Origin of the sequence: Aeromonas sp. QDB11, assembly GCF_027705265.1 — a bacterium.
GTDB lineage: Bacteria > Pseudomonadota > Gammaproteobacteria > Enterobacterales > Aeromonadaceae > Aeromonas > Aeromonas allosaccharophila.
In genome coordinates this window covers 1-16,304 of the sequence record NZ_JAPDBM010000043.1, presented here as the reverse complement: position 1 = coordinate 16,304, position 16,304 = coordinate 1, and the positions used below count along the sequence as shown (strand labels likewise).

The window sequence follows — 16,304 nt, the reverse complement described above, 5'->3', positions numbered from 1 at the left end:
AAGCGGGATGACAAGGATAGGATTTATCGGGCTCGGCAACATGGGGGGCCCCATGGCGGCCAATCTGGCCAAGGCCGGGCATACGGTGCAGGTATTTGATCTGGTTGCCGAAAACATTGATCGTGCCATTGCTGCTGGCTGCATCGCCGCGGGGGATGCCCGCGAGGCGCTGACCGGCTGCGAGGTGGTGATCAGCATGCTGCCTGCGGGGGAGCATGTGCGCGCCCTCTGGCTGGGCGAGAGCGCCGGTGAGCGAGGCGGGCAGGATCTGCTGGCTGCCCTGCCGGTTGGCGCACTGGTGATCGACTGCTCCACCATCGATGTCGATTCTGCCCGTCAGGTCGGGGAGGTGGCCCGCGCGCGTGGTTTGCGCTTTATCGACGCTCCCGTGTCGGGTGGTGTTAGCGGTGCTGCCGCCGGGACGCTCACCTTTATCGTCGGCGGCGATAGGGCGGATTTCGAGGCAGCAAAACCTCTGCTCGCCTGTATGGGGCAGAACCTGTTTCACGCCGGGGCGCTGGGGGCAGGGCAGATCGCCAAGATGTGCAACAACATGCTGCTTGCGATCCATATGGCGGGCACCGCCGAGGCGCTGGCCCTCGGGGTGAAGGAGGGGCTGGATCCCGCCGTGCTCTCCACCATCATGGGCAAGAGCTCGGGCAACAACTGGAGTCTGGAGCGCTACAACCCCTGGCCCGGGGTGATGGAGAATGTGCCCGCCGCCCGTAACTATCAGGGGGGCTTTATGACCCGCCTGATGGTGAAAGATTTGGGGCTGGCCATGGCGCTGGCCGAGCATGGCCACAGTGCGGTGCCCATGGGGGCGCTGGCGCGCAACCTGTTCAACCTGCATGCCGCCCAGGGGCAGGGGAGTCGGGATTTCTCCAGCATCGTCGAACTCTATCTCGATAAACAGGATCCCGCCTGACGGGCCACCTCTCTTCAAAGCATCTCCCCTCGACCAGCTACAGGAGCATTGATGGATATCAAAGATAAGGTCATCGTTATTACCGGCGCCGGACGTGGCTTGGGACGGGCCATTGCGTTGGCCCTGGGCGCACAGGGGGCGACGCTGGCGCTGCTCGACATCAATCGCGCCGATCTGGAGGCGACCGCCGCCATGGTGCGCAGTCAGAATGATCAGTGCGATCAAGATAGCCAGTGCGAGCTGTTTGTCTGCAATGTGGCGAGCGAAGTCGAGGTTGAGTCGGTTTTTGCCGCCATCAAGGGGCGCTTTGGCGTGCTGCATGGCCTCATCAACTGCGCCGGTATTTTGCGCGACGGCATGCTGATCAAGGTGAAAGAGGGTGAGCTGGTGGAGAAGATGACGCTGGCCCAGTGGCAGAGCGTGATTGACGTCAACCTCACCGGAACTTTCCTCTGCGGTCGTGAAGGGGCGGCGCTGATGGCGCATGGGGGGCAGGGGGGCGTTATCATCAACATCTCCTCCATCGCCCGCGCCGGCAATATCGGCCAGAGCAACTATGCCGCCAGCAAGGCGGGGGTTGCCTCGCTGGTGGTGACCTGGGCGCGGGAGCTGGCCCGTCACGGTATTCGGGTGATGGGGATCGCCCCCGGGGTATTTGCCACCGACATGACGGCGGCGATGAAGCCGGAGGCGATGGCGCGGATGCAGCAGGCCATCCCGGTCGGCACCCTTGGCGAGGCGCAGCAGCTGGCCGAGACGGTGAGCTTTATTTTTGGCAACGACTATCTGTCGGGACGGATGATAGAACTGGATGGCGGTTTGCGTTTATAGAGATTTACACCATGGGCCCCGGTGTTTCCACCGGGGCTTTTTTATGCAGATTATTTATACAGCAAGGGGCTGAATGGGGATGCATGGGGACCATGCGAGTCAGGTCTCGTTGGCAGAAAAATGAGAAATATCAACGGGTCTTGGTTAATTTGAGCCAGCTCACAGGCCATGTGGGTCAGTGCTGTAAAATTGCGCGCGGTCAAGGCGGTGCATGATTGACGGGACGAGGGATTGCGGTCGGAATAGTCATGCAATATAGTTGCCGCCTTTTTCACGGGGTCAGGATTTCTAGCCCCTCCCATATTGCGTGCAGTATGAATACGGACGCTCTGCCGCCGCCTAAATAAACAGGATTGAGATGGACAAGAAACTAGGGCTGGGCGCCCTCATTTCGCTGGTGATCGGCTCTATGGTCGGCGCCGGGGTCTTCAGTCTGCCACAAAACATTGCTGCGCATGCCAGTGCCGGGGCGGTCGCCCTGGGTTGGGCCATCACCGGCCTTGGCATGATCTGTCTCGCACTGGTTTACCAGAACCTCTCCATGCGCCGCCCTGATCTCGATGGCGGTATCTTCAGCTATGCCAAAGCCGGTTTCGGCGATTTCATCGGTTTCAACGCCGCCTGGGGTTATTGGCTCTGCCAGTTGCTGGCCAACGTCTCCTACGCCATCGTGGTGTTCAGCGCCCTGAGCTACTTCTTCGATACGCCGGACAACATCATCTTCGGCGATGGCAATACGCCGGTCGCCATCACTCTCGCGTCCATCCTGATCTGGTCGGTGCATGCGCTGGTGCTGCGCGGGGTACAGGTCGCTGCGCTGGTGAACATCGTCACCACCATCGCCAAGATGGTGCCGCTCATCGTCTTCTGTGTCGCGATCCTGCTGGCCTTCAACATGGATACCTTCACCCTGGATATCTGGGGCCAGAACAACATGGAGCTGGGCTCCGTGATGGATCAGGTCAAGTCCACCATGAAGGTGACCCTCTGGGTCTTTATCGGGATTGAAGGGGCCGTGGTGGTCTCCGCCCGAGCCCGTCATCGCAAGGATGTGGGCCGCGCTACCGTGCTGGCGCTGCTCGGCGCCTTGACGCTCTATGTGATGGTGACCCTGTTCTCTCTGGGTGTCATGAGTCAGCCGCAACTGGCGGCGCTCAAGAACCCTTCGACTGCCATGATCCTCGAAGCCGTGGTCGGCCCCTGGGGCGCCTGGCTTATCAACATCGGTCTGGTAGTGTCGGTGATGGGCGCCTTGCTGAGCTGGACCGTGCTGGCCGCGGAAGTGCCCTACATCGCAGGCAAGACCGGCGTGTTCCCGGGCTGGTTTGCCAAGGAGAACAAGAACGGCTCGCCGCAGGTGTCGCTGTGGTGCTCCACCTGTCTGGTGCAGACCTTCCTCATCATCATTTACTTCCAGAACAGCACCTATCTGGCGCTGGTCAACATCGCCACCTCGGCGGCGCTGGTGCCTTATGTCTTCTCCGGCGCTTATGGCCTGAAGCTAGCACTGAAAGGGGAGACCTATGAGGGTCAACCCCATCAGCGCAAGCGTGATCTGCTATTGGCCCTGCTGGCAACCGTCTACGGCTGCTGGCTGGTCTATGCTGCCGGTGCCGAATACCTGCTGCTGGTGGCGCTGCTCTATAGCCCGGGCATCTTCATCTACTGGAAGGCGCGTCAGCATCACGGTCTGCGCGGCCTTAACCGGCTGGAGCAGGGGATGACGGCGGCCCTGCTCGGCTGCGCCGTGCTGGCCTTCTACAAGGTGATGGACGGTACCATTCCACTGCACTAACCGGCACAATGAAGAGATGGCCCTCGCGCCATCTCTTTTTTTTCATGCTGATATTGATCTGTTATCTGGCCGGTGTGGCCATTTTCCGTTTAAGACAGGAATTTTTATGCTGTTTATGGGTTACCTCCTGCTGGGGGCATTCGCCGGAATGCTGGCGGGACTGTTCGGGATCGGCGGCGGTCTCATCATTGTGCCCGTGCTGGTCATGACCTTTCACGCCCAGGGCGTCGACCCGGACATCATCACCCATCTGGCTCTCGGCACCTCGCTGCCCACCATGATTTTCACCGGTTTCAGCTCGTTGCGAGCCCATCAGGAGGCGGGCGCCGTCGACTGGGTGATGATCCGCCGACTCGGCGCTGGCATGCTGATCGGGGGTTGGCTTGGTGGCATGACTGCCAATCTGCTCAGTACCAGCACCCTTAATGTCATCATCGGTTGTTTCGCCTGGAGCATGGCGCTGCAGATGGGGCTCAACCTCAAGCCCAAAGCGGAGCGCCATATGCCGGGGCCGCTCGGCACAGGCATCGCCGGCACCCTTATCGGCTGGATGTCGGCGCTGTTTGGCATTGGCGGTGGCTCGCTCACCGTCCCTTATCTGAGCTGGAACTCGGTGCCGATGCGCAATGCGGTGGCGGCCTCTGCGGCTTGCAGCATGCCTATCGCCCTGGCGGGGAGCCTGAGCTACCTCTATGCGGGGTGGGATCATGCCGATCTGCCCGAGTGGAGTGTTGGCTACATCTATCTGCCCGCTCTGCTGGGCATTGTGCTGACCAGTACCCAGTTCGCCCGCATTGGCGCCAAGCTGGCACACCGCCTGTCACCAAAACGCCTCAAGCAGGCATTTGCCCTGCTGATGCTGCTGGTCGGTGCCAAATTTATGCTGTTTAGCTGATTCATTCGGCAGATTGTTGAAAAATAAGGCAAACGAACTGTTGGAGGGCAGAAAGCCATTGCATTGAGAGGCTAGTTTGCCTATTCTCCTCGCCGGTGGTCCTATTGGTCCTCTCGCATTGATAACTCGTCAACCTGGTCAGGACCGGAAGGTAGCAGCCAAGGCGGGGGACTCGAGTGCCGGGATGTGGCTGGTAGGGCCACCACTTGTTTCTGCAATTCAATAAGTTAGCTTCCTAAAGCCCTTGGTCATCCACTTTGTGTGGACGACGAGGAGCTCATCGATGAATCTCTGGCTCAGTCCCCACGGCATCTGGTATTACCGGAAAGTCACCACGCTCCCCTGTGGTCGTCGTAAAGAGATCAAAAAATCCCTCCATACCCGAGACAAGCTTTGTGCACGAAGCAAGGTTGCCCAGTTGCTTGCCTGCGTGCGTTCCAGACCGAAATCTGGCGTTGAGCCTGCTGAGGCATCAGAGACCCCACCAAATCAATCGAGCACCAAGCCGGTAGCTCGGGCGGTTAAACCGCTTGCTTCGCTCCTGTCAGTCCTGAGTGACCGCTATCAGAAGGAGAAGGCCCTATCCTGGGCTCCCAAAGAGCGAAAGAACCAGAAAAACTATCTCGGCTCCTTTATCGAGGCACTGGGGGATCGCCCTGTGACCGGCTACAGCAAGGCTGACGTGGTCATGTTCAAGGATGGGCTACTGAACTCGGGTAAGAGTCCGGCCACCATCAACAAGTACCTCCAGAAGCTCTCCCTGTTGTTTAGCTGGCTGGCTAACCATCAGGAGGGGATCGTCAACCATTTCGCTGGGCTCAAGTTGCAGCGGGTCAAAGAGACCAAGGCCAGAAGTGGTTACACGATGGAGGAGAGGCAGAGGTTCGTCCAATGGGCGAAAAGGCAGGAGCCCTATCGCCGCTGGATAGCCCTGTTGGGGCTCTACACGGGGGCACGAGCCAACGAGATCTGCCAGCTCTATGCCGATGATGTTGTGCTGGTGGATAACATCTGGTGTATCAAAGTGCAGGCAGGTAGACCAGACCAGAAGCTCAAGACAGACAACAGCAAACGGCTCATTCCGATCCATTCGGCGGTGCTGGAGGCTGGCTTCCTAGCATTTGTGCAAGAGAGGGTGGGGGGAAGGCTCTTCGTCGAACTGCCCCATCGCCAAGACGGCTACAGCCACCTTTGGGGGCAGTGGTTCAGCCGCAACCGGCCGGTGCCTAAAGATTTCCACAGTTTGAGACATACGGTAGCGACAATTCTGAAAGATAAAGGTATTCCTCTTCAATTTGCTGCCGCGATCTTGGGTCATACCAACGGAGCGATCAGTTATGACCGATATGGTGGTGGGGTAGCAGTTGAGAAGTTACAAGCCGCTATCGAAGCTGCACTATGAACGCGTTACATTGGTGAACATCTAATAGGTACTTCAACTCAAATAGCCACTATTAGCTGGATGCTAATGAGCACAAGGAAGAGCTCCGTTGGAACACAATAGGCCTGACACGGCACAATCTGATTTGAATGACTTGAAAGAGCAAATTGCGTTGGAGTACGGGCGATGTCTCCTCCAGCTACAGCAGTTTGAATTGATGCTCAAAGCAGCCCTGCCCACTATGAAGGTGAGCGGATTTTCGGATGAGCTGGTTGGCAACATTGAACGCTATCGCCAGTTTTTAGTTGGAAAGACGCTGGGGCATTTGGTTGGTCAGTGGAGCCAGAGAATTACGCTGGGCGATGAGCAAGAAATTGATGATGCCCTACACAACCGAGCGTACATCAGCATCAGCGTTGGTCTGGAAGACGGGGAATGGATGAGCGAAAAGCTCAAACAATTGGTCGAGTTGCGAAATGAGCTGGTGCATCATTTCCTGTCACGCTTTACGTTGAACTCGGAGGCCAGTTGCCAAGAGGCAATCAGTTATCTGTCTACTGCAGCAAGCACCATCAAGAGCAATAGGGATACGCTACAATCCCTCCTGATCGCTTTTGAAGAAAGTAAGAAGAGACTGCTTGAATTTATTAACTCACCTGTCGGAGAGAGTCTCTATTTGTACGGCATCATCCCGGGTGAACCTGTCGAGAATTGGGAAAATACCACCATTATCCAACAGCTAAAATTTGCAGAGCATTCCTTAGCCAAGAACGGCTGGGTACAGTTAAACGAAGCCATTTATAGCATTGGTCAACGGTGGCCAGACTTATCTCCAAAGCTGTACGGATGTAGTAGTTGGCGGGAGGTCATTCATTGTTCCCAGCTCTTCGAAGTAGACAAGCGGCTATCTCCCACAGGTGGAGTGACTTGGTATCGCACACGCCGAACCTAAATTGATATAGCAATGATGGTTTAGCAACAATCATCCCATCGATACAGATTTCCATAGCTTACGTTATGACGGTGAAGGATCACGGAGTACCGCCTCAGTATGGGGTAGTGATGTGGACCATAACCGACAACGAAAAGGGGCCCGCAGGCCCCGAAAATATTATTGATTTGATGCAAGACGGAGCGTGGGGGATGCACTTGGATAAGCATCAAATGCATCATCCCGTAACACAATCCCAATAATTGCAGCCTTGTTACGGTAGCGTGTTGCTTCGAACCCCTTATCCACAAGTTTTTTCTTGAGGATGATTTTACTCATGGTCCACTCTCCGTTCTGCTGAGCCCAGCGGCTAAAAGAAGCGTAGATCTCGTCCATTGTGCACTTGTAGTCACTGCTTGGCTGAGTGCACTCTTCCAAAAAGCTTCCCACCAGATCGGATTCGGCACGGTAGCTCTCGACATCGGCCTTGATGCTTGCTGGCATCGACCGTTTCAGCCCTTGTGCCAGCCACATCTGGGTGCCTTGGATGGCCCAGTTCAAGATACCTGGCAGTTCATCCTGAAGCTTCTGCATCAAGTACGGGTCTAATTGCTCTCCCGTAAATGCTGCATTGAAGGGGATCATCATCATCCGTCGCCACATGCCGGGACTGGTATCCCGGATCACAGGCTTGTGGTTCCCCACCATTACAAGTGAGAAGCGGGGACGGAACTCCATCTCGCTCTTGGCATAAGGGGCCCGAGCGACAATGATGTCGTCACCCGTCATGGCTTTCACTAGGTTCTCATCCATGCGAGAGCCCTCTGGTAGCTCATTAGCTACTACCAGTCGGGCGTCCACCAGCTTGGTCAACGATGGGTTCGGGCCGGTGCTGGCATTGCGGTTAAATAGCAAGACGTTACTGTTGATCTGCCGACTATAGTCCCCGAGCAGTTGCTGGATGACCGACATGAAGGTGCTCTTACCATTACAGCCATTACCATAGAGGAAGAACAACAATTGCTCGTCGGTACGGCCCGTTATCCAGTAGCCCACACAGCGTTGCAGGAAGGTGGCCAGTTCGGTATCTCCACAGGTGATTTCACTGATGAATTGCTCCCAGCGTGGACAAGTAGCCCCCGAGATATAGACAGCAGGGCTGGCACTGGTCAGCAAATGGGCTCGGCGAGCAGCAAGGAAACATCCAGAGTTCAGATCGATAACCCCGTTACCGACACCAAGTAGCATGGGGTTGGCGTTGAGCTCGGCGAGTTTTATCTGCAGCATCGGTTTGGCTAACTCCAGCATGTTCTGGATGCTCGCCCGACTGAGGCAACGGGTGCCATAGCTGCGAACCATCTTGCCCCATTCCATAGCCTTCTCGTCATCCTTCTCTTTGGCTGTATCGAGTAGCTGCTTTGCAATCTGGTGGAGTTCTTCTCCTACTTGTTTGGCCATGAGCAAAGGGGTTTGGTTGTCTAGTTCCCAGTAGGTCCCATTGAAACAGAGGAAACTGCCAAACTCGGGCACATACTTGAGGTCATGGCCGCATAGTTCAACAAGCCGTTCAGCGTTTCGGCTGTCGTGGAACTCGACTGCCAAGATGGACTGACGGGGGACAATAGTGACGGATTCTGGTTGCAGATCATCATCTTGTGTACCCGTGGCTTCAACTACAGGTTCTCTCAGAGTAAATGCTGCTACCAGCTCCTGCAGAGGGAGTGGATTGTCGCCGTGCAGATACTCGTCGATGTCCTTCACACTATCTGGCAGTTTGACCTGAGTCAGTTTGAGGCCGAGCCGAGCCACCTTGGTGCGGTACTTGTCGCCAGCTTCGTCAGTGTCGAAGAAGGTCATGACATCTCGGTCGGCCAGTTCACGTCCAAGCCATTCCAACTGGGCCTGTGACAGTGTCCCGATGGTTGCTAGTGCGGGACCTGGCCAACCGGCATCCACCAGCGACAGCCGGTCATTCTCTCCCTCGACCAGGGCGACAGGGCCGGGGGCATTTAGACTCTCTTCCCCGTAGAACTGAACCCCGTTAAGCCAGTTTCGGCTCGGCAGTTGGAACTGGTGCTGCTTGTTTGGGTCCTTGAAGGTGAAGCGACTGACTTGTCCGTTGCGGTCGAAGTGCGGGAACACATAGACACCGCTCGGAAAGAAGTCATGAAGTTGGTCAGGGGCATTCTTGCGGGGCTTGACCAGACCGGATGCCAGCCTTTCTTCTTGGGAAAAGCCAGCATCCCGCAACGCTTTGTTCAGGCCACCGGAGAAACCGATGTCCAGCCCTACTAGCACCTCCTCAGAATGGCCACGGAGTTCCACCAGCTCCTCAATGTCCAGACGAGTTTGATAGTGGCGGGCAGCCAGATTGAATAGCTCCTGCAGGCGAGCTGGTGGAGCTGTGTAGACCGGTTGTTCCAAAGGTACGACCTTGGGTGTAGTGGGACTAGCCTCCAGTTCTCCCAGTAGCAGCAGGCGAGCAGCATCGTAGACATTTGGGGCTTGCTTGTATTTGACGATGAGGTCGAGGACATCACCATTCTCTTCACAGCTAAAACAGTGAAAGCTATTTGTTTCAGGATATAAGGTGAAACAATCGTTATGTCCGCACAGTGGGCAACTGCGATCATCCAGTCGATAGATCTCACCAAGTTGTTCTACGTCTTGCCCTGTAAGGGCTGAAGTGACATCAAGAATAGAGAATTTAGCCTTGATATCGGCAAGTTCGAAGTTGAGCGGGTAGCCAGCTTCGGCCAAAGCGAACTCGAGATCGCAATTTGTATGTTGAGACATGATTTCTCTCCAGTTTGACAATCAATTAATAACTCATTGTTTGACTGGCTAGATCTGCCATCTCAAAGGCTGATCGGCGGTCCGTCTACGTTCGAACAAAGGGTTGCCAGATGCTGAGGTAGTGGCCACCAGGAATCCATCATGGGAGCTGGCTTCATGGCCACGGGGACGTAAATTACCCAACACAAGGTCGAAATATACTCAGGGATGGATACACAACAAGAGTGAAAGCATTGCTTTTGCTGCCTTTATACTGTTTTTGAGATCAAACCTCCGAAACGGAGGGTTTGCAATTTGAGGTCAGATTTGATAATCCTAGCCTTCTTCGCTCGGCTTCAAAAAAGCTGCATATACAAAAACGAGATGCAGCGTTCTAGTTAGGGTAAGGGTTTAGCCGTAGAAGCCCCTCAACTTACACCTATGAGTCCCTTCTGCTTTATCCATGTATTCGACACTCTCCCCGTGCCAAAACGAGATGTAAGCCCTCAGGTTTATGTGCCAGTTTTTAAGCATATTTCTTAACTTTTTCATGTGGTTAACTAAATGAAAGGTTCTCTTAATCAGCCCAAAAATCGGCAGAGGGTATGTCTTTTAAGGCTGATTTCGCTTTGTTAATGGGGATGTAGGTCAGCACAAAATCGGCGTGTCAGTATGAAAATACGGCAGGGTATTCGGTTTGGTGACCAAAGTGGGGAAGAAAGGGTTGAGGATAACGGTTGGGATCACGCCCATAGCCAGTCCCCTGTGGTAAACTGCCCGCATTTCCGTTTGGTCCTGAATATGCCTCGGCAGTTCCCCATGTTTTGAGAATCCCAATGACCACCAATATCTCTTCCCTGGCTAGCCTGATCTGGTCGGTTGCCGACCTGCTTCGCGGTGATTTCAAACAGTCCCAGTATGGCCGCATCATCCTGCCCTTTACCGTACTGCGTCGTCTTGAGTGTGTGCTTGCACCAAGCAAGGCCCAGGTGCTGGCCATGGTAGATACCACCAAAGCCATGCCGGAGCTGGCCAAAGAGAAGCTGCTGCTCAATGCCAGCGGCCACGCCTTCTACAACAGCTCCCCGCTGGAACTGGCCAAGCTGGGTGAAACCCATGTGGGTGATAACCTAGATGCCTACGTGCGGGCTTTCTCCAAGGATGCTCGTGAGATCTTCGAGCACTTCAACTTCGATGCCAGCATCAACCTGCTGGAAGATGCCGACCTGCTCTACAAGGTGGTTCGCTCCTTTGCCAACGTGGATCTCTCCCCGGAAGCGGTGGACAACTACCACATGGGTCTGGTGTTTGAAGAGCTGATCCGCCGCTTTGCGGAAAGCTCCAACGAGACAGCCGGTGAGCACTTTACCCCTCGCGATATCGTGCGGCTCACCACCTCCTTGGTGTTTGCCGGTGATGATGAGGCTCTCGGCAAGCCGGGCATTGTGCGTTCCATCTATGACCCCACCGCGGGGACCGGTGGCTTTCTCTCTTGCGGCATGGAGTATCTGCACGAACTGAACCCCGCCGCACGGCTGGCCACCTTCGGTCAGGAGCTCAACCCCGAGTCCTACGCCATCTGCAAGGCCGACATGCTGATCAAGGGGCAGGAGATCAGCAACATCAAGCTGGGCAATACCCTCTCCGATGATCAGCTGCCCTTCAAGACCTTCGATTACTGCCTCTCTAACCCGCCATTCGGGGTGGACTGGAAAAAGGTCGAAAAACAGGTGCGGGATGAATCGACCAAGCTGGGCTTTAACGGCCGCTTTGGCCCAGGCTTGCCACGGGTATCTGACGGCTCCTTACTGTTCCTGATGCACCTTATCGCCAAGATGCAGCAACCCTCGGCCGAGTGTGTGGGCTCCAAGATCGGAATTATCCTCAACGGCTCACCGCTCTTTACCGGTGGGGCAGGCAGTGGCGAGAGCGAGATCCGCCGTTATATCCTCGAGCACGACCTGCTGGATGCGCTGGTGGCCCTGCCCACCGATATGTTCTACAACACCGGCATCGCCACCTATATCTGGGTGCTCTCCAACCACAAACCGGCCGAGCGTAAGGGCAAGGTGCTGCTGATCAATGCCAGCGATATGCACAGCCCGATGCGTAAATCGTTGGGTTCCAAACGCAAGCAGCTGAGCGATGAGGCGTTAAGCGAGATCGTTAGCCTCTACAGCCGCTACGAAGAGAGTACGATCGCCAAAATCTTCCCCACCACGGCCTTTGGCTATCGCCGCCTGACCATCGAGCGGCCGCTGAAACTGGCGTTCTATCCGCAGGATGCCGAGCGCCTTGCCAGCCTCACTGCCGACAAAGGATGGGCCAAGCTCGATGGCACTTTGCAGTCCGCCATCGTGACTGCCTTGGGCCAGTTCCCAGAAGCCAAGTTGCTCTCCCGCGACAAGTTCAAAAAGCAGCTGACCAAGCTGCTGGGTGAGGCCAAGCTGCCAGCACCGGCCTTTAAGCTGCTGGTGAACCATCTGGCTGAGCAGGATGACGCCGCCGAAGTGTGTAAAAGCAAAGGTGAGCCTGAAGCCAACCCGGATCTGCGGGATAACGAAAATGTGCCGCTGGGGGAAGACATTTACGAATATCTGCAGCGTGAGGTGCTGCCCCATGTGCCGGATGCCTGGATCGACACTAGTAAGACCGACCCGCTGGACGGGCAGGTAGGTATCGTTGGCTACGAGATCCCCTTTAACCGCCACTTCTACCAGTATCAGCCGCCCCGCGATTTGGCGGCTATCGATGCAGATCTCGATGCTGTTGCCAAAGAGATTATGCAGCTGCTGGCGGAGGTGCATTCATGAGTCAGGCAGTGGAAACCCAGCAGAAAGAGTTGGCTGGCAAGTATCATCCTTATCCGAAATATAAGGATTCGGGAGTGGAGTGGTTGGAATATATTCCGAACGAGTGGCTCACTATTCCGGTGGGCCGGTTGTTTTCACGTATCAAGAGAACGGGGCATAGCGAGAAAGAGTTGCTCTCCGTATATCGAGATTATGGTGTTATTCCAAAATCCAGCCGAGATGACAATAATAATAAAGAATCGGATGATCTTGCGCCATATCAACTGGTTCGTCCTAACGACTTGGTTATGAATAAGATGAAGGCCTGGCAAGGTTCCATCGCAATCTCGGAGTATGAGGGGATCATTAGCCCTGCATACTTTGTCTACGAGCCAAACAATAAATTATTTGAGTTGGCACACCCGAGATATGTTCATTACCTGCTGAGAAACCCAATTTATATCACTCAGTATATGAGTCGTTCAAAGGGGATTAGAGTAAATCAGTGGGATTTAGATCCTGATGAATTTAAGTTGATTGAACTACTGCTACCCAGCAAACAGGAGCAGAGTAAGATTTTTGAATTCCTTGACTACGAAACCGCTCGGATTGATCAACTTATTGCCAAGCAGCAGCGGCTGATCGAACTGCTGAAAGAGAAGCAGCAGGCGGTGATCTCCCACGCCGTCACCAAGGGACTGAACCCCGATGCCCCCATGAAAGACTCCGGCATCGAGTGGCTCGGCCAAGTACCGAAGCATTGGCAACTAACAAAGTTGAAGTGGGTGGCTCAAACTACAAGTGGGTCAACACCGAATACCTCTGAACCAGAAAAGTATTATGATGGTGGTGAGTATCCGTGGGTTAGAACTACGGACTTAAACAATGGCACACTGATTGATGTTCCAGTGAAAATAACCGAAAGGGCAATTAAAGACACTGCTTGTACACTTCTACCAATAGGAAGTGTGCTTATCTCAATGTATGGTGGCGCAGGAAGTATTGGGAAACATGCATTGTTGAAAACTCTTGCAACAACAAACCAAGCAGTTTGTGCTGTGTTGCCAAACTCCAGATTGTTACCTGAATATTTAAATTTGTTTGCTGAATATTATCGACCCTTTTGGATGGCTTCAGCTGAAGGTACTAGAAAAGATCCTAATATTGGTCAAGACCACATAAGGGAGATGTTTATTCCTGTGCCCCCACTAGATGAACAGAGAAAAGTGGAGATATATGTATCTGGGCAACTATGTCTTTATGATAAAGGGCAGGATATTGCCTTCAGGCAAGTTGAGTTACTAAAAGAACGCCGCATCGCCCTGATCTCCGCCGCTGTGACCGGCAAGATCGATCTGCGGGGCTGGACACCGCCAGCAGAAGAGGCTGCAGCGTGAGTTCAATGCCGCCAACCGAGGCGACTGATGCCATTGCTCCAGCCAGCAATGACGAGCAGTACCGCTGGCTGACCGAGCTGATCTTCGATAGCAAGGAGCTCGATAAGCTGGGGGGGATGGTCTCCGAGTTCAATCTGTTTGAAGCGATGGGGATGGTGCGTCAGGAGATCCGCCACTCCCATTTTCTCGGCACTCTCTTCAATCCCCGCGAGCCTCATGGTTTGGGCTCTCACTTCTTTGAGTCGCTGCTTTCAAGGTTGCTCTATGACTTGCCGGATCGGCGTGGTGGCGAAGTCTCTCTGCTAGATATCGATCTCTGCGATTACGACGACCTGCAGGTATTTCGCGAGCAAGATCGTATCGATCTACTGCTGGTGAGCGAGCAAAACCGTCAGGTCTTTGTTATCGAGAACAAGATTGATGCCGGTGAGCATGGCAATCAGCTGGAACGTTATGAGCAGACCGTACATCGCCGCTATCCCGAGCATCGCAAGGTCTTTGTCTTCTTGACTCTTGACGGCAGCGAGGCCAGTCGTAATGGCTGGTTAAACCTGAGCTATGCCCAGGTAATTGAATGCCTGAGCGAACTGGTCACCGATTATGGCCACCAGATCCCGCCATCAGCCCGTATCGGCATTGAGCACTACATCACCCTATTCAAGCGATATTTTATGGAAGATACCGAGATTGCGGAGCTCTGCCGCCGCATTTACAAGAAGCACCAGAAAGCCCTGGATCTGATTTTTGAGCACAGACCTGCTGATGGCGATGGCCGAACCGAGCGCCGGGATTGGGCGAAAGATGTTATCGCTCTTGTTGCAGAGCAGCACGGTTGGGAGATCGATAGTGAGACCCGGTCATTAGTACGCTACGCCTACTTACCTTGGGATGATGGTAAAGGAATGCTGTCATCTGGCTGGACCAAGAGTGGTCGTGTGGTGTTGTTTGAGATTTTTAGCGATACCGACAAATTGGTGCTGAAACTGCTGATTGGCCCAAGCAGTGATGCGGCATTACGAGAGCATCTGTTTAACTGCGTAGAGCAGAGCGAGGTTGCTTCTCTGGCGAAGAGAAAACTACGACACAGCCAACAATGGAGCCAAGTTTATTCACTGCCTTTGCTCGATAAAAAGTACCTTGGCGATGACCCTGACGAGGAGGAATGCACAAAGCAGATCAGCAAGAAGCTACAGCATTTTTGGTCACACGACTGGCCCTTGCTGAAAGTGACCATGGACAAGGCGATTGAGACGTTGTCGTGATGGGCATACGAGTTGATTAGTTGAGTAGAGAGGGATGCGATGATACGGGAGCTGGTTTGCAATCAATGCCAACAGGTTGTTCGCGAGGATGAGTTGTTTGTCCACTTGGTGACCAAACACAATTGGAAAGCCGCTCGCCGAGAGCTTTCTCCCAGTCATAACGAACCAATACCACTCACCACTCGTGAGCCGCGGACGTTTGCCCCCCGATTAGGGCCGATGAAACCCAGCATTAGCTCTGCTGCGTTTGTTCCGAAAAAGTGTAAGTTTTGCCAAAGACCGGTAGATCCCGCCCAGTTAGTGCAGCATCTAGTGGAGTGCGAAAAGAGCCAAAAGGCGAAAGCAGCAGCGAGAAAAAGCAAGAGTTTGGCACCTATTGCGAATGACCGAATGCTTTGCCCGCACTGCAAAACTGAGGTCGGCAAAAAGAACCTCAACAAACATATCAAAAAGATGCATCCCTCTATCGCAACCCAAAGTCAGAAAGAGGTGGCAGCCCCTTCGTTGTCCCAGGCTGCACCGGGCCAATGTATCTGTCCTTACTGCAAAGTCAGCGTTGGTAAAAAGAAATACAAACAGCATCTGGAACAACGCTGCCCGAAAAGGCCTGTGGGTGCATCAGGTGTGAAGCTGCCAAATACCTGTCACGATCCCGATATTGCCGCTTATTTGGCACGTACCGCTGCACCTGAAGAGATCGGCCGATTTGGTAAACCACAAGCCAAAATTCGGCACGGCACTTATGGTTTGTCAAACATGGAATACGACGCTTGGGGAAGGAACGATTAAGCGATATTGGTTGACCATCTTTATTTATGACTGGAATAACAATGGATAACAAAGCACGGGAAAAGGCATTTCAAGACCATATTATCGAACAGCTGGCTGCTTCGGGCTGGCTGGTGGGTGAGTCGTCTCACTACGACAAAGAGCGAGCACTCTATCCGGAAGACTTGATCGCCTTTGTGCAAGATAGCCAGCCTGATGGGTGGCAGAAATTCTGCAAGACCTACGGCGAGCAGCCGGAACGCCACCTGCTGGATGGTGCGGTACGTCAGTTGAAACGCAGCGAAGGGGGAACCCTGTGGTTGCTGCGTAACCAGATTGAAGATCGCGGCCATCGACTCAAGGTCGCCAGCTTCAAGCCTGATCATGACTTGAATCCAGAACTGCTGGCTCGCTATCAAGCCAACCGGCTGCGGGTGGTGCCCGAGTTGGTTTATAGCCCCCATGGTTATGACAGGGCGGGATCGCACTTTGTTAATGAAATTTGAACAGGCAGATCGTCTGTGATCTAATCGCGTCTCCATGCAGGAG

General features: G+C 54.3%; 12 protein-coding genes and 1 other RNA gene. 12 read left to right on the top strand and 1 reads right to left on the bottom strand.

From position 1 onward, the window contains the following. The first annotated feature begins 7 nt into the window (after positions 1-7). From mmsB to OKC40_RS14720, 7 genes are all read left to right on the top strand, one after another. Positions 8-928: a 3-hydroxyisobutyrate dehydrogenase gene (gene mmsB, locus OKC40_RS14750; protein WP_270795699.1), complete on the top strand. Its 921-nt coding sequence runs from the start codon at positions 8-10 to the stop codon at positions 926-928. Positions 929-979: 51 nt separating this feature from the next. After that, the gene (locus OKC40_RS14745; RefSeq protein ID WP_270795697.1) at positions 980-1,759 is read left to right on the top strand and encodes an SDR family oxidoreductase; all 780 of its coding nucleotides are present in this window, start codon (positions 980-982) and stop codon (positions 1,757-1,759) included. Between the two features lie 358 nt (positions 1,760-2,117). Then, positions 2,118-3,554, top strand: a complete 1,437-nt coding sequence (gene arcD, locus OKC40_RS14740) for an arginine-ornithine antiporter (protein WP_270795696.1) — start codon at positions 2,118-2,120, stop codon at positions 3,552-3,554. A 106-nt stretch (positions 3,555-3,660) separates the two neighbouring features. Beyond that, entirely contained in the window at positions 3,661-4,449 is a 789-nt protein-coding gene (locus OKC40_RS14735) for a sulfite exporter TauE/SafE family protein (RefSeq protein WP_270795695.1), read from the top strand. Between the two features lie 102 nt (positions 4,450-4,551). Beyond that, positions 4,552-4,648, top strand: an RNA gene (ffs, locus tag OKC40_RS14730) — signal recognition particle sRNA small type. A gap of 84 nt (positions 4,649-4,732) precedes the next feature. Then, the gene (locus OKC40_RS14725; RefSeq protein ID WP_182969093.1) at positions 4,733-5,851 is read left to right on the top strand and encodes a site-specific integrase; all 1,119 of its coding nucleotides are present in this window, start codon (positions 4,733-4,735) and stop codon (positions 5,849-5,851) included. Positions 5,852-5,939: 88 nt separating this feature from the next. Then, the gene (locus tag OKC40_RS14720) at positions 5,940-6,782 is read left to right on the top strand and encodes an OST-HTH/LOTUS domain-containing protein (protein ID WP_182969092.1); all 843 of its coding nucleotides are present in this window, start codon (positions 5,940-5,942) and stop codon (positions 6,780-6,782) included. 159 nt (positions 6,783-6,941) lie between these two features. Here OKC40_RS14720 and OKC40_RS14715 read toward each other — a convergent pair whose 3' ends face one another. Further along, positions 6,942-9,557, bottom strand: coding sequence for a phage/plasmid primase, P4 family (locus OKC40_RS14715; protein WP_182969091.1), 2,616 nt, complete (start codon positions 9,555-9,557; stop codon positions 6,942-6,944). Positions 9,558-10,372: 815 nt separating this feature from the next. On the opposite strand from OKC40_RS14715, the gene OKC40_RS14710 reads away from it, so the two are divergent. From OKC40_RS14710 to OKC40_RS14690, 5 genes are all read left to right on the top strand, one after another. Next, complete coding sequence (locus OKC40_RS14710; RefSeq protein ID WP_182969090.1) at positions 10,373-12,349, top strand: type I restriction-modification system subunit M; 1,977 nt, start codon at positions 10,373-10,375, stop codon at positions 12,347-12,349. Continuing rightward, entirely contained in the window at positions 12,346-13,725 is a 1,380-nt protein-coding gene (locus OKC40_RS14705) for a restriction endonuclease subunit S (protein ID WP_270795693.1), read from the top strand. Before OKC40_RS14710 ends, OKC40_RS14705 begins: the two co-directional genes overlap by 4 nt. A 5-nt stretch (positions 13,726-13,730) precedes the next feature. Continuing rightward, entirely contained in the window at positions 13,731-14,987 is a 1,257-nt protein-coding gene (locus OKC40_RS14700; protein ID WP_182969088.1) for a PDDEXK-like family protein, read from the top strand. A 219-nt stretch (positions 14,988-15,206) separates the two neighbouring features. Further along, a complete protein-coding gene (locus tag OKC40_RS14695; RefSeq protein WP_139730305.1) occupies positions 15,207-15,776 on the top strand; it encodes a hypothetical protein in 570 nt (189 codons plus the stop codon). 41 nt (positions 15,777-15,817) lie between these two features. Beyond that, positions 15,818-16,261, top strand: coding sequence for a hypothetical protein (locus OKC40_RS14690; RefSeq protein WP_270795692.1), 444 nt, complete (start codon positions 15,818-15,820; stop codon positions 16,259-16,261). Positions 16,262-16,304: the final 43 nt, after the last annotated feature.